The following is a 20,113-nucleotide window of genomic DNA, read 5'->3' as shown; positions in this document are numbered from 1 at the left end:
GCGGGGTGGGCACGAGGCGCACCATCCCCGGTCACGAAGGCGGAGTGAGGTTCGCCTTGGTCAGCGTAGAGGTTCGACTACCCCGTCCGCAATCGCGCCATCGGGACATCGATGTCGCGTCACGGACACGAAGATGGCCCTGGTCACGCGCTGCTTCCCGCACCGCGACCGCTGCTTCGGATGCGACTGCTTCCGCGGCCGCGGCCGCGGCTCAGGGTTCGTGGAAGCGGGAGGGCGTGGTCCCCGTCAGGCGGCGGAAGGCCGCGATGAACGCGCTCGGGGAGCGATAGCCGACCCGCTCGCTCACATCGTCCAGGCGCGCGCCGTCGGCGAGGAGTGCCACCGCGTGCTGGGCCCGCACGCGCGTGGCCCACGGCCGGAAGGCATGCCCTGTGTGCGCGAGAAAGGCGCGGGTCAGGGTGCGGCTGCTGACGCCGAGCCGGCACGCCCACTGCTCGAGGGTCGTCCCGTCGGCGGGGTCGCGTCGGAGAGCCTCGACGATCGGGCGCAGCTGAGGGTGCTCGGGCATCTGCACCATCAGGTCCTGCTCCGCGGGACGCAGGAGGTCCAGGACCATCGACTCGGTGATCAGCCGCGACGACTCCGCGAGGTCCTCCTCGCCGAGTCTGTCGAGCACGAGCAGCAGCAGCGGGGTCACCGCGATGCTCACGGCCCGATCGGCCAGGGCCCGGGTGCGCAGGCTGAACTGGGCGGCGCGGTGCCAGGTGCCGCGCGGCGCCCACCCCGTGTGCGGCACGCCCGCCGGGATCCACAGGCCCAGGTGCGGCGTGATGGTCCACGTCCGCGTGCCGATGGTCGCGGTCGATGCGCCGCGCGCGTTCCACAGGAGCTCGTGGGTGGGGTGCGAGTGCTGCTCCCACGAGGTGTCCCGGCCCAGGTCCTCGCCCGCGTGGAGGATCTCGCGCGGGATGTCGACCGCACCCGCGGTGAGGCGCGGCAGAGTGCGCACATCACGATCCTCGCGGGCCCCGGTCATGGGACGGAGGATATCGCCGGCCTTCACGCCCCTGCACCTCGGACCGCGGCCGCGCCGCACGTGCTCGCGCACCGGACGGCGCGAGGGCGGCGGATCACGATCATCGATCGCGGTCCGCCGCCCTCACGTCGCCGTCAACTCCGGCCCGTCTCGGGCTCAGCCCGTGTTCTTCATCCCCGCGGCGATGCCGTTGATCGTGGTGAGCAGGGCGCGCTGGAGCTCCTCGGAGGGCTCCTCGCCGCTCTCGGCGACCGCACGGAAGCGCTGCAGCATCGCGACCTGCATGTAGTTGATCGGGTCGAGGTAGCGGTCCCGCACGGCGAGGGTCCGCTTGAGGATCGGCTGGCCGTCCAGGAGGTCGAGCACGCCGGTGAGGCGCTCGACCTCGGCGACGGACAGCTCGTACTCCTCGCGGATCCGCTCGAAGAGCGGCCACAGGTTCTCCGGCACGAGGGAGTGCACGTAGTGGGCGGCGATGTCCATGTCGGTCTTCGCGAGCGTCATCTCGATGTTGCTGATGACGGTGCGGAAGAAGTGCCAGTTGCCCAGCATCTCGTGCAGGTCGTCCTCGTAGCCGGCCTCGCGGGCCGCCTTGAGGCCCGAGCCGACGCCGAACCAGCCGGGGACGATCTGGCGCGATTGCGTCCAGCCGAACACCCACGGGATCGCGCGCAGGCCGTCGAGGCCCTTCTCCGAGGTGGTGCGCTTCGAGGGCCGCGAGCCGATCTTCAGGTCGCCCAGCTGCTCCACGGGGGTGGAGGTCACGAAGTACTCGGGCAGGTCCGGATCGTCGGCGAGGGTGCGGTAGCGCGCGAAAGCGGCGTCGGAGACCTTCTCCATCACCGAGCCGAAGCGCTCGAGCTGCTCGGGCGTGGTGCGCGGCTCGGTGTGCAGCGCCGTGGCCTGCAGGACCGCCGCGATCGTGAGGTCGAGGTTCTCCCGCGCGAGCACCGGCAGCGTGTACTTGTCGGAGATGACCTCGCCCTGCTCGGTGAACTTGATCGTTCCGTCGAGCACGCCGTAGGGCTGGGCGAGGATCGCGTCGTACGTCGGACCGCCGCCGCGCCCGACGGATCCTCCGCGGCCGTGGAACAGCCGCAGGGTGACGCCGTGGCGGGCTGCGACGTCGCGCAGGGTGCGCTGGGCCTGGTGGATCTCCCACTGCGAGGTGACCACGCCGGACTCCTTGTTGGAGTCCGAGTAGCCCAGCATGATCTCCTGCTGGTCGCCGCGCAGCCGCACGAGCTCGCGGTACGCGGGGTTGCTCAGGAGCTCCTCGAGGATCTCGCCGGCGTGGCGGAGCTCCTCGACGGTCTCCAGCAGCGGTGCGAAGTCGAGGTCCGCGCGCTTGTCGTCGGCGCTCGAGAGGTCGACGATGCCCGCCTCGCGGGCCAGCAGAGCGACGCCGAAGATGTCGTCGGCCCCGTGGGTCATCGAGACGATGTAGGTCTGGATGACGTCGGTCCCGTAGCGCTTGTGGGCGTTGCGGATCTCGGTGAACACCCGGTAGGTGCCGGCGGTCGAGTCGTCGAGGATCGAGTCCTCCTCGGCGAGGGAGGCCCCGTACATCGGCCGACGGCTCGTGAGCTCGGAGCCCAGCACCTCGCCGCGCTCGGCGCGGCTGAGCTCGCCGTAGGGGCGGTCGAGCTCGCCGAGGCGGTCGAACATCGCGGCGAGCACGTCGTGGTGCTTCTCGGAGTGCTCGCGCACGTCGAGCGTGGCGAGGGTGAGGCGGATGCCGGCCAGCAGGTTCAGGGCGACGGCGATCGCCCCGTCGGCCGCGCGGCGGCCCTTGTGGCGGGCCAGGGCGTCGCGCACCACCTGGACGTCGTCCAGGAGCTCGTCGGCCGAGAGGTAGTCGCGACCGTGCACATGGGCCGAGCCCTCACGCATGCGCTCGCGGGTGTGCTCGAGCTTCGTGCGGATGGCGCCGAGCTTGAGACGGAAGGGCTCGGCGGCGTACATCCGCTGCTGCTCCTCGTCGACGGAGCCGCCGGCTTCGACGTCGGCATCGATCGAGGCCTGCAGGGCGTCGTCCTCGCCGACCAGGGTCGAGGACTCGGAGAGATCGCCGATGAGGTCGGAGACGATCTGCACCGACACGTCGATCGCGGCCTCGGCCTGCAGACCGAGCACCTCGCGGGTGACGTCGGCCGTGACGTACGGGTTGCCGTCGCGGTCGCCGCCCATCCAGGTGCCGAAGCGCAGCGGGACGGCGCGTTCGGGCAGGTCGGCGCCGTGGGCGCGCAGCTCCTCGCGCAGGTCGTCGATGAGACCCGGCATGGTGTGGCGGTAGATGCCGCGCAGGTAGTACAGCGCGTTGCGGGACTCGTCCTGCGGAGTGGGCTGGGTGCTGCGCAGCTCGTCGGTCTGCCAGAGCATCTCGATGAGCTCGGCGAGGTGACGGTCCTGGCGGCGGCGCTCGGGCGTGCCCTCTTCCGTCTCCTCGGCCAGCAGGTCGGAGACGTTGCGCAGCTTGGTGAGCACCGCACGGCGCGAGGCCTCGGTGGGGTGCGCGGTGAAGACGAGCTCGATGTCGAGCGAGTCGACGGCCTGCTGCAGCGCCTCGGAGCCCAGGGTCTCGTGGATCTCCGCGACGGTGCGCGGGATCCAGGACTCGCTGGTCGGGTTCTCGTCGATCGCGCGGACGCGGTAGAGCTGCTCGGCGGCGTTCGCGAGCAGGAAGTACTCGGTGAAGGCGCGGGTCAGCTCGGTCGCCTGCGCGTGCGGCAGCTCGGCCAGGCGCTTCTGGATGGCCTGCGCCTCCGCGGCGTCGCCGGAGCGCTTGGCCTCCTTGGTCTGTCGGCGCACGTCCTCGACGAGGTCCAGCAGGCCCTGGCCATGCTGGTCGGCGAGCGTGCGACCCAGCAGCGTGGACAGCCTGCGGACGGTCGCGCGCAGTGGCGCGTCGATGTGCGGATCATCGCTGACCACGGGGAACTCGCTGGTCAGCGTGGGGATGTGGATGCCACCTGTGTCGGACACTAGGCCTCCTGCTCCTGCCTCGGCGCACGGCCGACGACAGCAGCCGACGGCCGTGTCGGCTCTGAACGGTCTGGGTAAGAGTACAGGCGCGTCCCGACAGGCGAGCAGGCGTCTCATCCGGCGGGGGTGAGCAGGAGCGTCCGGCACATGCCCCGGGACGACGAGAGGGCCACCCCCAGGAAGCTCCAGCTCCTGCGGGGTGGCCCTCTCTCACGGGCGGAGACGAGAGGATTTGAACCTCCGAGGCGGTTTTTGCCGCCTACTCCCTTAGCAGGGGAGCGCATTCGGCCGCTCTGCCACGTCTCCTCGCGCATCGGGTGCGCGGTGCGCGACCTGCGGCGTTGATCAGGAGCGGATCCGGATCAGCGCTGCGTGCACGCAACGCCGTTCATCGTAGCGGAGGGCGTACGGGCCAGCAAAAGGGCCGACGGCGGATCGGGCGCATGTCACGTCAACAGGCGGCCGACCTCAGAGCCCGAGCTTCGCCTGCAGGTCGGCGATCTGCTTGGGCGTGCCCACGCGGTACTTCACGTAGGTCAGGCGCCCCTCGGCATCCACGGCGAACGTGGAGCGGATGACGCCCTCGACGATCTTGCCGTACATGTTCTTCTCACCGAAGGCGCCATAGGAGCGCAGCACGTCCTTCGACTCGTCGCTCGCGAGCGTGTACGGCAGGTCCTGCTTCGCCGCGAAGGTCTTCAGGTCCTCGATGGCGTCCGGGGAGATGCCGACCACCCGGTACCCCTGCGCGGTGAACATGTCGTGGTGATCGCGCAGGTCGCAGGCCTCCTTCGTGCACAGGGACGTGTTCGCCGCCGGGTAGAACCAGATCAGCGCCGGGGCGCCGCGGAGGTCGGTGAGGCTCACGCGGCCGCCGTCGGCGGTGGGCAGTTCGAAGTCGGGGGCCATGTCGCCCACGGCGAGCTTCACGGGGCCGCCTGCGGCGGGGGTCGTCGGCATGGGTGCGTCTCTCCTGGGTGGTCGGGCCGATGAGCGGCGCAGCCCTCGCGGGCGGCCGGGGTCGGCGGGTCGCTGTGCTCCCGCCACTGTACGGACACGGGCCGACGCGCGAAGGGCTCGAGAGACAGGGAGGCGCGGCCGGTTCATCGGTGCGCCGTCGGCGGGTCCGCGAGTGCACGGCGGCCCCATCGGTTCCGTCGGCCCGGTCTGCGAGGATCGGCTCCATGGATGCGCAGCACGAGGACGGCTCCCTCTTCGGCGATGATCTGCTCCCCCGCCCCGCGCGGGCGCTCGGACCGGGGGCGGTCTGGGTTCCGGGATTCCTGCGCCTGGACCAGCAGGCCTGGATCTCCGCGCGCTTCGAGGAATGGGCCGACGGGCCCGTGCCGCCGCGCTCCCCGAAGGTGCGTGGGCACGAGATGAGCGTGCGGACGGTGTGCCTGGGCTGGCACTGGCGCCCCTACGCCTATTCGCGGGAGGCGGTCGACGTGAACGGCAACCGTGTGCTGCCGTTCCCGGACTGGATGACCCGCCTGGGCCGTTCGGCGATCGCGGCGGCCGCGGAGCACGATCCCGAGCTCGCCGACATGTCCGCACGGCCCGACACCTCCGGCGCCCCCGGCGGCAGAGGCAGCAGCGACTCCTCCTCCGCTCCCAGCCGCCTCTACTCCCCCGACACGGCCTTGGTGAACCACTACTCCGCCGCGGCGAAGATGGGCATGCACCAGGACAAGGACGAGCGCTCGCTCGCCCCCGTGGTCTCGCTCTCGATCGGCGACGCGTGCACGTTCCGCTTCGGCAACACCCAGGCGCGCACGAAGCCGCACGAGGACATCACGCTCGAGTCCGGGGACCTGTTCGTCTTCGGCGGCCCCGCCCGTCTCGCCTTCCACGGCGTCACCAGGATCCAGCCGGGCACGGCGCCAGAGGGCTGCGGGATCACGGAGGGACGGCTGAACATCACGCTGCGGGAGACCGGGCTCGAGGGCTGACGACCCCGTCGGCCCCGCTGCCCCCTGCCGCGCCGCCCTGGCCTGACCGACCGACGACCGACGACCCGACCCGACCCGTCTACTCGTCGACCGGATCCGGCGCCAGGGTGCCGTCGGGGGCGATGTGCTCGAACATCTGCTGCACGACCATCACCACGTGGGGGTCGTCGACCGTGTAGAAGAGGCGGCGGCCGTCGCGCCGCGCGGAGACCAGGCCGGCCAGGCGCATCTTGCTGAGGTGCTGGCTGGCGGTGGCGACGGTGATGCCCGCCTCGTGGGCGAGGGCGCTGACGTCCAGCTCGCCGGCGACGGCGAGGGCGACGAGGTGCAGACGCGTGGGAGAGCTGAGCAGCGCGAAGGTGCGCGCCACGGTCTCCAGTTGTTGCCTCGTCGGTTCAATGCCCATTAATTCATTGTGTCACCGTCTTGCGTCTCACCATGCACGCTTCGACACTTGCATACCTGCCTAAACGTCTGACAGTGTGTCCGACGTGCTGAGATCGATCCGCCCCGCGCTGCTGTGCTTCCTCGTCGCCGTGCCCGCGCTCGTGCTCCGCCTGGGCGGGATCGAGGCCCCCTCGCTCGTGGGACTGCTCGTCTTCGGCGCAGCCGTGGTCGCCGCGGCGTTCGTGCTCGCGTGGGCGGCCGAGGCCGCAGAGGTCGACATCAGCGGCGGTCTCGCCGTCGCGATCCTCGCGATCATCGCCGTGCTCCCCGAGTACGCCGTCGACCTCTATTTCGCCTTCCGCGCGGGCTCCGAGCCGGACTACGTGCAGTTCGCCGCCGCGAACATGACCGGTTCCAACCGTCTGCTGCTGGGGCTCGGCTGGCCCGTGGTGGTGCTGGTCAGCGTCGCGATCGCCTCGCGCCGCTCGGGACGCACCGTGCGCGAGGTCGTCCTGGATCCCGCGCACCGCCTCGAGCTGGGCTTCCTGCTCATCGCCTCCCTGCTCGCCTTCGTGATGCCGCTGACCGCGACCATCAGCTGGATCCTCGGTGTAATCCTGCTGGCCTGGTTCGTGTTCTACCTGGTGCGGATCGCGCGCGGCGGGGCCGAGGAGGAGCCCGACCTGGTGGGCACCGCGGCGCGCATCGGCGCGCTGCCCCAGCGCACCCGACGCCCCGTGGTGATCGCCCTCTTCGTGGTCTCCGCGCTGATCATCCTCGCCTGCGCGGAGCCGTTCGCCGAGGCCCTCGTCGCCTCCGGCAGCACCCTCGGGATCGACCAGTTCCTGCTCGTGCAGTGGCTCGCGCCGCTCGCCTCCGAGGCTCCCGAGTTCATCGTCGCCATCATCTTCGCGACCCGCGGGAAGGCCGCGGCCGCGCTGGGCATGCTGATCTCCGCCAAGGTCAACCAGTGGACGATGCTCGTGGGCAGCCTGCCCATCGCCTACGCGCTGGGCGGCGGCAGCGGCACCCTGGCCCTGGACCCGCGCCAGGTGGAGGAGATCCTGCTGACCGCCGCGCAGACCATGATGGGCGTCGCCCTGCTGCTGGGCCTGCGCTTCCCCCGCTGGGGCGCGATCGCGCTGCTCGCCCTGTTCGCCGTGCAGTTCGCGGTGCCCGGGACCCACGGCCGCCTCATCCTCTCCGCGGCCTATCTCGTGATCGCGCTCGCGCTGTTCGTCCTGCATCGTCGCGGGATCCTGCCCGCCCTCACCGCCCCGTTCCGCCGGGAGCCCGAGGGGCCCGACGGGGGTCCGTCCGACGGAGGCCCGTCTGAGGGGACCGCGCCCGACGGGACCAGGCCCGACAGGACCGCGCCCGACGGGGGGACGCACCCCCGAGCCGACCGCCTCAACCCAGCCGGGCGATGATCCCGAGGTCCGCGCGGACCCACTGGTCGCCGCTCGCACGGTGCTCCGCGCGGCTCGCGTAGCGGTAGTCGAACAGCCGCACCCGCAGGCCCGTCGGCGCCCTCCCGTCGAAGGGATCCGCCCGCAGCAGACGTCGGATCTGCGGATCGCCCTCGAGCAGCTTCGTCAACAGCGCGGCGAACCAGGGGTCGGCGTTCGGCCGCAGGGCGAGGAACCACATCAGCCAGTCCAGTCGCAGGTGGTAGGGCGCGAACTGTCGTGGACGCCGCGCGAGGGGCCCAGGCTTGCCGTGGAAGAGATAGGGGTGCCACTCCTCCTCGCTCGCCGCGCCCGGGTCCTCGGCGAGAGTCCCTTCGATCTCGACCTCGTGGCGCTGCTTCGTCATCGATCCGAAGGCGCCGTAGGCGTTCACGAGGTGCCACCTGTTGAAGCTCGCGTTCATGAGCTGGTGCGAGGAGAAGAGGTTCCTCAGCGGCTTCCCGCTGAGGGCGACGAGTCCCGCGACGACCGCGATCACCAGCACGTGCCACCACAGGGGCGAGGAGGCGAGGACGCCGCCGTCGGCCGCTCCGCGCCCTTCCCCGGGACCGTGCGGCAGGCCCCATCCGGGCCAGGGCCCGCCCGTGATCCAGCGCAGGAACGGGTCGCTGATCGCACTGAAGGCGACGAGGATCGTGAGCAGGTTCAGCCAGGCGAAGTTGCCGGTGAGCATGAGGAAGAGCTGGGTGAGGATCACCAGGCTCGCGCCGATCGAGGCGAGGGGCTGAGGGAGCAGGATCAGCCAGATCGCGCCCAGCTGCACCACGTGGCTGCCGAGGGTCTCGAGCCGGTGCCACCAGCGCGGCATGAGGTGCGCCCGCCTGCTCAGCGGGCCCGGCATGGGCTGGGTGAGGTGGTGGTGCTCCATCGCGGTGAGGTCGCGCCAGGCGGGATCGCCCCGCATCTTGATCATCCCGGCACCGAACTCCAGGCGCAGCAGCATCCAGCGCAGGAACAGCAGGATCAGCAGGGGCGGCGCGACCGCGTCGGACCCGAGGAAGCCGACGACCGCGCCGCACTCCAGCAGCATCGACTCCCAGCCGAAGCCGTAGAAGATCTGGCCCACGGAGTGGATGGACAGGTAGAGCCCCCACATCACGAGGAAGACGGGGATCGTGGTCCACGCGGGCCCGAGCTGCGGGAGGCCGAGCACGCACGCCGTACCCAGCAGCATCCCGATCGCGCACATGACCCGCAGCAGCCGGTCGCTGTAGGGGGTGCGCGAGAAGCGGAAGAGCGTGGGGCCGCCGCGTATGCCGCGCTCCTCGAGCCGGGCGAGGAACCGCGGAGCGGGCAGCAGTCCGCGCTCCCCCAGCAGCGCCGGGAACTGCCTCCATGTCGAGGCGAAGGCGATCACGAACACGAGGGCGACGCCGCGCATGATCACCTCGCGGGCGATCGTGTACTCGCGGGCGTCGAGCAGCGAGAGCCAGGCGTGCAGTTCCATCTCGGTCACCTCGGTGCCATCATCCGCCCGTCAGGAGCGGGCGTCGAGGGCGGGCCGACGGGCCGCAAGCCGATGGGCCGACGGGCCGACGCCTCAGCCCAGCGCGCGCAGCAGCACGGCCCCGGCCCACCACGAGCACAGGGCGAGGACCAGCGCGTAGCCGGCGTTCCATGCCCATGCGGGCACTCCGGTGAGCTGGGCGAGCTGCTGGGGATCGTCCTGGCGGCGGCCGCCGGTCATCACGGTCCCGAGGTGCCGCCAGGCGCCGAGCAGGAGCAGCACGCCGAGCGCGAGCACCAGGGCGCCCGGGCCGAGCGCCCCGCCCCACCACCACACGGCGCCCACGATGAGAGCGCTCACCAGCACGGTCGCGACAGTGTGCAGGGAACGGGAGAAGACCAGGGAGAGCATCAGCAGCACGAGCGCGACGGCGAGCGCGGTGCGGGCCCAGCCGCCGAAGGCGATCTGGATGAGCAGCGCCCCCACCAGCGCGGGCATCGGGTATCCGGCCCAGGCGGAGAGCACCCGGCCAGGTCCCGTCGGCCGCCCCACCGTCACCGCGTGGCCGGACATGTCCCCGCTGACCACGAAGCCGGTGAAGCGCCTGCCCACGAGGATGCCGACGCCCGCGTGCCCGAGCTCGTGCACGACCGTGACCGCGAGGCGGGCGAATCGCCAGACGATCGGGACCACGACGGCGGCGAGGGCCACAGCGATCGCGGCGAGCGACCACCAGCCCTGGTCGGGCGGGGTCGCGGGCAGGCTGCGCTGCCACGCCCCGGAGAGGGCGTCGGTGAGAGAGGTGCCGATGTCCACGCCCGCCAGCATCCCAGGCGCAGCTGGGACCGGGCCGTGGCGCGTAGGGCGCGCGGGCCGACGAGAGACGGGCCGGAGGGAGACCGGCGACGGGCCGGCGGGCCGACGAGAGACGGGTCACGCCCGCAGGACAGCTCTCGCGCACATGCCGTGGGCACGCTATCGTCGCCAGCGCGGCAGGACATCAGACGTCTGATGACAAGGGTGCTCCCGTCGCGCACGATCAGCGTCGATCGCCCCGTCCGGCACGGGGCCCGAGACCCTGGAGGGATTCCGTGGAGACCACCGGACTGGGCGCCCTGAACTGGGCGGTCATCGTCATCTATCTGCTCGCGATGCTGGGCGTGGGCGTGTACTTCACGCGCCGCGCGTCGAAGAGCACCGACTCCTACTTCCGCGCCCAAGGGCGGATCCCCGCGTGGGCCGCGGGCTTCAGCATCTACGCGACCACGCTCTCGGCGATCACGTACATGTCCACGCCCGAGCAGGCGTACCTCAGCGACTGGTCGTACGCCGCCGGCAGCCTCGCGATCTTCGCGATCGTGCCCGTCCTCATCGCGTTCTACGTGCCGTTCTTCCGCAAGCTCAACGTGGTCACGGCCTACGACTACCTCGAGGAGCGCTTCAGCCCGGCGATGCGACTGATCGGCTCGCTGATGTTCGTGCTCTTCCACATCGGCCGGATCGCGGTCGTCATCTACCTGCCCACGCTCGCGATCTCCTCGGTCACCGAGATCAACCCCGTGCTGGTGGCGGCCATCGTCGGCCTGCTCTCGATCATCAACACGTTCCTGGGCGGCATCGAGGGCGTGATCTGGGCCGACGTCATCCAGGGCATCATCCTGCTGCTGGGCGCGGTCGTGATCATCGGCAGCGGCCTGCTCTCGATCGACGGGGGCCTCGGGACCGTTGCGAGCGACGCGATCGCCGACGACAAGCTGATCTCCGGCAAGGACTGGGACCTGGGCGGGATGCTCGGCGCCTCGATCCCGATCATCTTCATCGGCTCGGTGTTCACGAACCTCTACCAGTACACGGGCAGCCAGGACGTGGTCCAGCGCTATCAGACCACCGCGAGCAGCCGGGAGACGGCCCGTTCGCTGCTGACCAACGGCGTGCTGTCCCTCATCACAATCCCGCTGTTCTACGGCATGGGCACCCTGCTGTACAGCTACTTCAAGCACACGAGCCCGCTGCCGGACTCGGTGAACACCTCCGCGATCGTCCCCTACTTCGTGGTGCACGTGCTGCCCGCCGGCGTCTCGGGTGTGGTGCTCGCGGCGATCTTCGCCGCCGCCCAGTCGACGCTGTCGTCCTCGCTCAACTCGATCTCGGCCTGCCTCACGGTCGACGTGTGGGACTGCTTCCTGGTGCGCCGCGGTGCGAAGAGCTCTTCCGTCGGCCTCGCCCGCGCGATCATCGTCGTCGCCGGGATCATCGGCACGGGCGCGGCGCTCTACCTCGCGAGCACCGATCAGGCGGAGACCTGGAACCTGTTCCTCTCGATCCTGGGGCTGTTCGGCACCCCGATCGCCGCGGTCTTCGCCCTGGGCATCTTCACCCGGCGCGCGAACGCCGTGGGAGTGATCGCGGGGCTCGTCGTCGGCTCGATCGCGGCCTGGATCGTCCAGGACTCGGGCTCGACCCCGTTCATGGTCGCGTGCTTCGCCTTCGTGGGCACCGTGGTCGTGGGCTACCTGGTCTCTCTCGCCTGGAGCGCGATCCGTCCCGGCGGCGGCGACGGGCACGACATCCGGCCGCTCACCATCCACGGCACGAAGTCCGCCTACGTGCGTCGAGCGGAGAACGCAGGCGCGTGAGCGGGCGCGTGAGCGTGAGGGCGGGAGCGTGAACGCGTCCACTGCTGCCGGCGCGACCGGTGCGGCCGATAGCGTGGGGCGGTGAGCCCTCACCGGATCCCCCGCCCCACGGCCATCGAGGTGCGCGGCGCGCGCGTGCACAACCTCCGGGACGTCGATGTCGACGTGCCTCTGGACTCCCTGGTCGCGATCGCCGGGGTCTCGGGCTCGGGCAAGTCCTCGCTCGCCCTCGGCGTGCTCTACGCGGAGGGGTCGCGCAGGTACGTCGAAGCGCTCTCGACGTACACCCGTCGGCGCATGTCCCAGGCCCCGCGCGCCGCGGTCGACTCGGTGACCCACGTGCCCGCGGCGCTCGCCCTGCGCCAGCGGCCGGCGGTGCCCGGGGTGCGCTCGACCTTCGGGACCTCGACCGAGCTGCTGAACGTGCTGCGGCTGATGTTCTCGCGCCTGGCCTCGCACCTGTGCCCGAACGGCCACCGGGTCGCGCCGACGATCGACGTCGCCGCCGAGGTCCCGATCTCCTGCCCCGTCTGCGGGGCCGCGGTGCACGCCCCGGGCGCGGAGTCCCTCGCCTTCAACTCCGAGGGCGCCTGCCCGCGCTGCGAGGGCATCGGCACGGTGCGCGAGGTCGACGACGCGGCGCTCGTGCCCGACCCCACCAAGACCCTCGACGAGGGAGCCGTGGCCCCCTGGCAGATGTTCGGCTTCAACGTCCAGCCCGACATCGCGCGCGAGTTCGGGGTGCGCACGGACGTGCCCTTCCGGGACCTCACCGACGCCGAGCGCGAGATCGTGCTGGACGGCCCCGAGGAGAAGAAGCACATCACGGTGACCTCGAAGAAGGGCGTGCACGACCTCGACTTCACGTTCCGCAACGCCCGCCTCACCGTCACCGAGGAGCTGCGCCGCGCCGACACCGAGAAGCGCCTGGCCCGCGTGAGCCGCTTCCTCGTGGAGACCGTGTGCCCCGACTGCGAGGGGACGCGCCTCTCCCCCGCCGCGCGCGCTCCGCGCATCGGCGAGCTCGGCCTCGCCGACGCCACCGCCCTGACCCTCGACGGCCTGCTCGCCTGGGTCCCGACCGTGATCGGCCCGCTTCCCTCCGACATGCACCCGATGGCCCGCGAGCTCGTCTCCCAGCTCACGGGCATGGCCGACCGGCTCGTGCAGCTGGGCCTCGGCTATCTCTCCCTGGACCGCGCGGGCTCCTCGCTCTCGACCGGCGAGCGCCAACGGGTCCAGCTCGCCCGGGCGGTGCGCAACCGCACCACGGGCGTGCTCTATGTGCTCGACGAGCCGAGCATCGGCCTGCACCCCTCGAACATCGACGGCCTCCTCGCGCTGATCGGGGACCTCCTGGCGGACGGCAACTCCGTACTCCTCGTCGACCACGACGTGCAGGTGCTGCGCGAGGCGGACCACCTGATCGAGATCGGCCCGGGCTCGGGGCGCGAGGGCGGCGAGGTCACCGCCAGCGGCAGCATCCAGGAGGTGATCGACTCCGGGGACTCCCGCCTCGCCGGCTTCCTCGATGGCAGCGCCGACGTGGTGGTCCGCGAGCCGGCGTCCCCCGCGGAGGCCTTCGCCCGCGGAACCATCACCATGACCACGAGCGCCCTGCACACGGTGCATCCGCTGACGGTGCGCGTCCCTCTCGGCCGCCTCACCGCGGTCACCGGGGTCTCGGGCTCGGGCAAGACCACGATGGTGCTCGAGTCCCTGGTCCCGGCGCTGCGCGCGGCGACGGCCCGCGGGGCCGACGGAGGGCCGCCCGAGGAGGGCCCCGCCCCGTGGGGGGGGGGGCCCCGGGGGGGCCCCCCCCCCCCCCCCCCCCCCCCCCCCCCCCCCCCCCCCGCCCCCGGGGGGGCGCGGGGGGGGCCCCCCCCCCGGCCCCCCCCCCCCCCCCGGCCCCCCCCCGCGCCCCCCCCCCACGACTCACCCCGGCCGGTCCTCCCCGGACACGTGCGCACGCTGGATGCCGCCGGGATCCGCCGCGTCCACCAGATCGACGCGACCCCGATCGGCGTGAACATCCGCTCGACCGTCGCCACGTACAGCGGGGTCCTGGACGACCTGCGCCGCGCCTTCGCACGGACCTCCGAGGCGAAGGAGGCAGGACTCGGGGCGGGCGACTTCTCGTACAACACGGGGTCCCTGCGCTGCCCGCGCTGCGAGGGCACCGGGCGCGTGGTCCTGGACGTGCAGTTCCTGCCCGACGTCGACATCGACTGCCCCGAGTGCGAGGGCACCCGGTACTCCCCCGCGGCCGACGCCTACCCGCGCGGCGGCGTCACGCTCCCCCGCCTGATGGGACTCACGGTCCAGGAGGCGATCGAGGAGGTGGGCGACATCCCTGCGGTGAGGAGGCGCCTGCAGGCCCTCATCGACCTGGGACTGAGGTACCTGACCCTGGGCGAGGACACCCCGGCGCTCTCCGGCGGCGAGGCGCAGCGCCTCAAGCTCTCAGGGCACATCGACCGTGGTCAGGCCGACGCGCTCTTCGTCTTCGACGAGCCCAGCGTCGGCCTGCATCCCCTGGACGTGCGCACACTGCTGCACGTGCTCGACCGCCTGGTGGGCAACGGCGCGACCGTGGTGGTGATCGAGCACGACCTCGACATGATCGCCAACGCCGATCACGTGATCGACATGGGGCCCGGCGGCGGGGCCGCGGGCGGCAGGATCGTCGCGACCGGCGCCCCGCAGGATCTGGCCGAGGAGCCGGACAGCGCGACCGGGCGCTTCCTGCGCTCGCACCTGGACCGCAGCGCCGACACCGGGAGCTGATCTGGGCCCGGGTGACTGCTGCGTCACGCCGCGCGAGCGCGCGGACCCTCGCGGACCCTGGCGGACCCCCATGTATCGCAGGATTCCGGACATCTCGCCCCCGTCGGACCCCGCGTCGGACCCTCACGTGACGCAGTCCCTCCGGTCGAGGAGTACAGTCCCGGCCGTGTCGAATTCACCGGAGAATGCCAGCGGCCCCGTCCCGGATCCCACCGGACGCCCCGACCATGCCTCGACCCCCGATGCCGCTCCGCCGGGAGGCGGAGTGCTCGCCGCGCTCGACGCGCGGGACGTCAAAGGTCTGTACCTGTACCTCGCGGTGCTCGCGACGATCGGCGGCTTCCTCTTCGGCTTCGACTCCTCGAACATCGGCTCGGCGCTGGTGTTCCTGCCCTTCGACCTGGGCTCCTGGGGCACCGGCATCACCGTCGCCGGCGCCTCGCTCGGCTCCTTCGTGGGCGCGCTTCTCGCCGGTCCGCTGACGGACCGCTTCGGCCGCAAGTCCCTGCTGCTCGTAGACTCGGCGCTGTTCGCGCTGGGCTCGATCATCTCGGCGCTCGCCCCCGAGGCCACCACCCTGATCATCGGCCGCATCATCATCGGCCTCGCGATCGGCGCGGACTCCGCGATCGCGACCGCCTACATCGCCGAGTTCGCGCCCAAGAAGCGCCGCGGCTCCCTCGCCGTCATCCAGCAGTGGATGATCACGATCGGCATCCTGGGCGCGTATGTCATCGCTGTGCTGCTGCTCAAGGCGTTCCCCGACTCCGCGGTCACCGTGGACTGGCGGATCATGCTGGGCGTCGGCTTCATCCCCGCGATCCTCTCGCTGCTGCTGCGCGCGCGGATGCCCGAGTCCCCGCGCTGGCTGCTCGAGCGCGGACGCGAGTCCGACGTGCTGACCGCGATGCGCAAGCTCGACATCGAGGCCACCGCCGAGCAGGTCCACGCGGAGGCCCTCGCCGTCCAGGAGCGCGTGCGCCGCCTGGCGAAGACGACCCTGTGGACGCCCGCCGTGCGGCGCGCCCTGGTCGTGGTCTGCGTGTTCTTCGTCTTCCAGCAGATCACCGGCATCAACGTCGCGTTCTACTACGGCCCCGAGCTGCTGGGCCCGTACTTCGGCACCGACGCCGGGAACCCCGTGGACGCCGAGATCGCCGGCGTGATGGCCGCGGGCGTGCTCGCGATCGTCAACGTGCTGGCGACCTACTTCGCGTTCCGCTGGATCGACAAGCGGGGCCGGCGCAAGCTCTCCATCGGCGGCTTCGGATTCATGATCGTTTTCCTCGTCATCGGCGCGATCGGCAACGCGACCCTCACGGGCACCGCGCAGCTCGTGGTCCTCATGATCACCTTCGCGCTGTTCATCTCGAGCTTCGCGATCGGCGTGGGCGGCACCGGCTGGCTGCTGCAGGGCGAGATCTTCCCGACCGCCGTGCGCGGGCGCGCCGCCGCGATCGCGGCCGCCGTCAACTGGCTCGCGAACTTCGCCCTGGTCCTGGCATTCCCGCCGCTGCGCGACGGCCTGGGCCTCAGCTGGGTGATGATCATCTTCGCGGTGCTGTGCCTGCTGGGCGTGCTGTTCGTGCACCGCTTCCTGCCGGAGACCAACGGCAAGGGGGCCGACGAGTCGATCCTCCTGTTCGAGGGCCCCGTCAACCGCGAGGATCCCTCGCAGCCGTCGGTGGCCCCGGCCGCGCTGCGCTGAGGCACGGCGGGCCCGCCCGGGCTGGCCCGGCCTGGCTTACGCCGTTCCCAGCAGACGCTCGAGCACGCGCACCACGCCGTGCTCGGCGTTGCTGGGCGCGGCATACCTCGCGGCGGCAGTGATCCGCGGGTGGGCGTTGGCCATCGCGAACGACCACTCGGCCACGTCGTACATCGCAAGATCGTTGAGGTAGTCGCCGAACACGGCGGTCTGCGCAGGCGTGATCCCGAGAGCCGCCTGGAGCGCGAGGATCCCCCGGCCCTTGTCCGCCTCGGGGTGCATGACATCGATCCAGTGCGCGCCCGAGACGACCACCTGATGGGTCTCGGCCAGGTCAGCGAACTCGGCGGAGGTCGCCTCGGCGTCCGCGAAGTCGTGGACCGCGAGCTTGAGGACCTCCCCCTGCACGGCATCGAGGTCGGGGACGATCTCGAGCCGGTGGTAGTACTTCCGGGCCTCGGCGAGGAAGGCCTCGTCGTCCCGCTCGACGTACGCGGTCTCGACGCCGCAGACCACGAGGCCGAGGTCCAGGCCGCCCGAGACGAGGTCCCGCACCCGGGCGATCACCCGCGCGGCCGTCGGCGCGTCGACGGTCGTGGTCGCGACGACCTCTCCGTCGTGGACGACGAGCGTCCCGTTCTCGGCCACGTAGGTCTCGATGCCCGGCGCACTGCCGTTCTCCGCCCCGAAGGTCGCGCGCAGGGTCGCGAGCTGGCGCCCGCTCGCGGGCACGAACTCGATCCCCTGGGCGCGCATGCGCTCCTGCAGCGCCCAGAAGTCGCCGGGCACCTCGCCCTCGGGCGTCAGCAGCGTGCCGTCCATGTCGGCGACGACGAGGCGGACGTCGTGCGGGCCGGCCGGGATCTCGGACCAGGGCTCGGCGGATGGAGCGCTTGCAGAGGCGCTGGTGAGGGACTCGGTCACGGTGGCAGCTCCGATCGGCCGACGGCGGGACGGACCGACGGGCAGACGCCTGCCCGTCGGAGGAACAGGACCCTGTCAGTGTCCCCCGACATCGGCTCGGACACCCGGCGCGCATTGCCGCGCTCACATCGAGGGCAGACGTCGGGCCGGGGTCGACGTCGAACCCGGACCGGCGTCGGGCCGGGGCCGCGGACGCACGGCTGCCCCGCACCCGAGCGGGTGCGGGGCAGCCGCCTCGCGCAGGGCCAGTGCTCGACGCGCAGATCTCCGAGCGCTCAGAGCACCTTGGCCAGGAAGTCCTTGAGCCTCTCGCTCTGCGGATCGCCGAAGATCTCCTCGGGCGTTCCCGCCTCGACGATGACGCCGCCGTCCATGAAGATCGTGCGGTTGGAGACCTCGCGGGCGAAGCCCATCTCGTGGGTCACCAGGATCATCGTCATGCCGTTCTCGGCGAGGTCGCGGATCACCTGGAGCACCTCGCCCACCATCTCGGGGTCGAGCGCGCTCGTGGCCTCGTCGAAGAGCATCACCTCGGGCTCCATCGCGAGCGCACGCGCGATCGCGACGCGCTGCTTCTGACCGCCGGAGAGCGAGGCCGGCTTGGCGTCGGCCTTCTCGGCGAGCCCCACCCGGTCCAGGAGGGTGCGGGCGCGCTGCTCGGCCTCGTTCGCGGAGCACTTGCCCAGCTGGGTCGGCGCGAGCATGATGTTCTCGAGGACGGTCATGTGCGGGAAGAGGTTGAAGTGCTGGAAGACCATGCCGATCCTCTGGCGCACCTCGTCGATCTTCACCTTCCGCCCCGAGAGGTCGGCGCCGTCGATGACGATCGACCCGCCGGTGGGGTCCTCCAGACGGTTCAGGCAGCGCAGGAAGGTGGACTTGCCCGACCCCGAGGGGCCGATGATCGCGACCACCTCGCGCTCCTTCACCGTGAGGTCGATGCCGGTGAGCACCTCGTTGTCGCCGAAGCTCTTGCGCAGGCCCTCGACGACGATCTTCTCGGGACGCTCGCCCGCACCCTTCGTCGCACCGCCGGCACCCGCGCCGCCGGGGGCGCTCGTCTGCCCGCTCGGACTCGTCTGCTCGCTCATACCGCGTACTTCCTCTCGAGTCGCTGCGACAGCAGGGTGAGCACCGTGATCACCGCGAAGTACAGGAACGCCACCACGACCAGCACCTGCGAGGACATGTAGGTCGTCGCGATGATCTGCCGGGACTGGTAGGTGAGCTCGGCAAGTCCGATGACGCTCAGTAGCGAGGTGTCCTTCAGCGTGATGATGCCCTGGTTCACGAAGGTCGGGATCATGATGCGGAAGGCCTGCGGGAGCACGACCTTCTGCATGGTCTTGCGGTGGCCCAGGCCCAGCGATCGCGCGGCCTCCGTCTGCCCGGAGTCGACGGCCTGGATGCCGCCGCGGATGATCTCGGTCATGTAGGCGCCGGTGTTCAGCGTCAGCGTGATCGCACCGGCGACGAACGGCCCCATCTTGAGGTCGGGGAACATCTGCGGGATCGCGAAGAAGATGAAGAACGCCTGCACCAGGATCGGTGTCCCGCGGAACACGTACACGTAGGCGGTCGCGATCCAGCGGAAGGGCGCGAAGCGCGCGAGCCGGGCGAAGCCGAAGATGATGCCGAGGACGAAGGCCAGCACGAGAGCGACCACGGTGGACAGGAACGTGAGCCATACGCCGTGCAGCAGCTGCGGCCAGTAGTCCGTGATCACCGTGAGCACGGAGCGGTCGGGCTTCTGCGCCTGCTCGCCGCCGCCGTCGCTGCCCTGGGCGCCCACGTACTTCTCGACGATCGTGTCGTACTCGCCGCTCTTCTTGAGGTTCTTCAGACCCGCGTTGAACTTCTCGCGGAACTCCGCGTTCTTGCCCTTGTTCACGGCGGCGCCGAAGTCACCGCCGCCCTGCGGGTCGCCGACCTGCTTGAAGCCGGACCCCTGGGTGATGCCGTAGGCGATCACCGGGTAGTCGTCGAAGTAGCCGACGGCGTGCCCGGACTTCACCGCGTCGACCACGTCGGTGGTCTCCTGGTAGGTGTCGACCGTGTAGCCGCACTTGTCCTTGTTCTCCTCGGCGAAGTCCTTGCCGGTGGTGCCGTTCTTGACGGCGACCGTCTCGCCCTTCAGCTGGTCGAGGGAGGAGATGTCGCTGCTCTCGGGCACGGCGAACTGCACGCCGCCCACGAAGTAGGTGTCGGTGAAGTCGAAGGACTCCTTGCGCTCGTCCGTGATGGTCATGCCCGCCATCACGGCGTCGACCTGGTTCGAGGACAGCGCCTGCACCGCCGCGTCGAAGCCGAGCGGACGGATCTCGACCTCGAAGCCCTGGTCCTTCGCGATCGCGTTGAGCAGGTCGATGTCGATGCCCTCGAGGTCGCCGTCGGAGCCCGTGTACTCGAAGGGCGCGTACGTCGTGTCGGTGCCGACGACGTACTTCTCCTTCGGCTCCGCGTGCGCGGGCTGCGCGCTCACCGCGGCGGTGAGTGCGGCCATGAGCAGGACCGCGAGCAGCGCGATCCAGCGCAGGGCAGGTGGCCGGGATCCGGCGGGCGCGGGCGCGAGGGCGGCCGACGCGGTGCGCGGCGGGGCCGCGTTGGGTGACGCAGGCGGGATGCCTGGTGTGGGCGGGGAAAGGGGCGACACCGGTTCCTCCTCGGACCTCGCGGCCGCCCGGGCATCGGTGCCCCGAGGGGATCCGCACGGCTGCGAGCCCGACGAAGGCGGCACGTGCGATGTTGTCGTGACGTGTCGTACAGCACGTGCACCATAGCAAGACGGGCGCCGGACCCCGTTCGCAGGATCCCTCGGAGG

General features: G+C 71.2%; 14 protein-coding genes and 1 tRNA gene. 5 read left to right on the top strand and 10 right to left on the bottom strand.

All coding sequences use genetic code 11. The features are described from left to right. Positions 1-211 precede the first annotated feature (211 nt). The 4 genes from I8D64_RS10685 to I8D64_RS10670 all read right to left on the bottom strand — a co-directional run bounded on the left by I8D64_RS10685 (position 212) and on the right by I8D64_RS10670 (position 4,942). Positions 212-997, bottom strand: coding sequence for a helix-turn-helix transcriptional regulator (locus I8D64_RS10685; RefSeq protein ID WP_200502577.1), 786 nt, complete (start codon positions 995-997; stop codon positions 212-214). A gap of 156 nt (positions 998-1,153) precedes the next feature. After that, positions 1,154-3,982 carry a phosphoenolpyruvate carboxylase gene (gene ppc / locus I8D64_RS10680; RefSeq protein WP_407650882.1) on the bottom strand — a complete coding sequence of 943 codons (2,829 nt, stop codon included), beginning with the start codon at positions 3,980-3,982 and terminating at the stop codon, positions 1,154-1,156. 217 nt (positions 3,983-4,199) lie between these two features. Next, positions 4,200-4,288: transfer RNA gene (locus tag I8D64_RS10675), tRNA-Ser, on the bottom strand. Positions 4,289-4,450: 162 nt separating this feature from the next. Then, on the bottom strand, positions 4,451-4,942 hold the full coding sequence (locus I8D64_RS10670; RefSeq protein WP_200502575.1) for a peroxiredoxin: 492 nt from the start codon (positions 4,940-4,942) through the stop codon (positions 4,451-4,453). Positions 4,943-5,166: 224 nt separating this feature from the next. Here I8D64_RS10670 and I8D64_RS10665 point away from each other — a divergent pair, with 224 nt between their 5' ends. Further along, positions 5,167-5,934 (top strand): alpha-ketoglutarate-dependent dioxygenase AlkB family protein, encoded by a 768-nt coding sequence (locus I8D64_RS10665; protein ID WP_200502574.1) that lies wholly within the window; start codon positions 5,167-5,169, stop codon positions 5,932-5,934. A gap of 79 nt (positions 5,935-6,013) precedes the next feature. Here the strand turns inward: I8D64_RS10665 and I8D64_RS10660 are convergent, their stop codons facing one another. Further along, positions 6,014-6,340 (bottom strand): ArsR/SmtB family transcription factor, encoded by a 327-nt coding sequence (locus I8D64_RS10660; RefSeq protein WP_200502572.1) that lies wholly within the window; start codon positions 6,338-6,340, stop codon positions 6,014-6,016. 85 nt (positions 6,341-6,425) lie between these two features. On the opposite strand from I8D64_RS10660, the gene I8D64_RS10655 reads away from it, so the two are divergent. Further along, entirely contained in the window at positions 6,426-7,751 is a 1,326-nt protein-coding gene (locus I8D64_RS10655; protein ID WP_200502571.1) for a sodium:proton exchanger, read from the top strand. Here I8D64_RS10655 and I8D64_RS10650 read toward each other — a convergent pair. Further along, positions 7,732-9,237, bottom strand: a complete 1,506-nt coding sequence (locus tag I8D64_RS10650; protein WP_200502570.1) for a lipase maturation factor family protein — start codon at positions 9,235-9,237, stop codon at positions 7,732-7,734. The genes I8D64_RS10655 and I8D64_RS10650 overlap by 20 nt on opposite strands. Positions 9,238-9,330: 93 nt before the next feature. Then, complete coding sequence (locus tag I8D64_RS10645) at positions 9,331-10,053, bottom strand: M50 family metallopeptidase (protein WP_343068541.1); 723 nt, start codon at positions 10,051-10,053, stop codon at positions 9,331-9,333. 275 nt (positions 10,054-10,328) lie between these two features. Between I8D64_RS10645 and I8D64_RS10640 the strand changes: the two genes are divergently transcribed. The 3 genes from I8D64_RS10640 (at position 10,329) to I8D64_RS10630 (ending at position 16,368) form a co-directional block, all read left to right on the top strand. Next, positions 10,329-11,873 carry a sodium:solute symporter family transporter gene (locus I8D64_RS10640; RefSeq protein ID WP_200502568.1) on the top strand — a complete coding sequence of 515 codons (1,545 nt, stop codon included), beginning with the start codon at positions 10,329-10,331 and terminating at the stop codon, positions 11,871-11,873. A gap of 81 nt (positions 11,874-11,954) precedes the next feature. Then, the gene (locus I8D64_RS17625; protein ID WP_343068540.1) at positions 11,955-14,660 is read left to right on the top strand and encodes an excinuclease ABC subunit UvrA; all 2,706 of its coding nucleotides are present in this window, start codon (positions 11,955-11,957) and stop codon (positions 14,658-14,660) included. A gap of 166 nt (positions 14,661-14,826) precedes the next feature. Continuing rightward, a complete protein-coding gene (locus I8D64_RS10630; protein WP_200502567.1) occupies positions 14,827-16,368 on the top strand; it encodes a sugar porter family MFS transporter in 1,542 nt (513 codons plus the stop codon). A 36-nt stretch (positions 16,369-16,404) separates the two neighbouring features. Here the strand turns inward: I8D64_RS10630 and I8D64_RS10625 are convergent, their stop codons facing one another. The 3 genes from I8D64_RS10625 to I8D64_RS10615 form a co-directional block, all read right to left on the bottom strand. Then, positions 16,405-17,292, bottom strand: a complete 888-nt coding sequence (locus I8D64_RS10625; RefSeq protein WP_343068539.1) for a Cof-type HAD-IIB family hydrolase — start codon at positions 17,290-17,292, stop codon at positions 16,405-16,407. A 275-nt stretch (positions 17,293-17,567) separates the two neighbouring features. Further along, entirely contained in the window at positions 17,568-18,383 is an 816-nt protein-coding gene (locus I8D64_RS10620; RefSeq protein WP_200502566.1) for an amino acid ABC transporter ATP-binding protein, read from the bottom strand. After that, positions 18,380-19,945: an amino acid ABC transporter substrate-binding protein/permease gene (locus I8D64_RS10615; RefSeq protein WP_343068538.1), complete on the bottom strand. Its 1,566-nt coding sequence runs from the start codon at positions 19,943-19,945 to the stop codon at positions 18,380-18,382. The genes I8D64_RS10620 and I8D64_RS10615 overlap by 4 nt, the downstream gene beginning before the upstream one ends. Positions 19,946-20,113 lie beyond the last annotated feature (168 nt).

This window comes from Brachybacterium halotolerans, from assembly GCF_016623465.1.
Classification (GTDB): Bacteria; Actinomycetota; Actinomycetes; order Actinomycetales; family Dermabacteraceae; genus Brachybacterium; species Brachybacterium halotolerans.
This window is presented reverse-complemented; position numbering and strand designations above follow the sequence as displayed.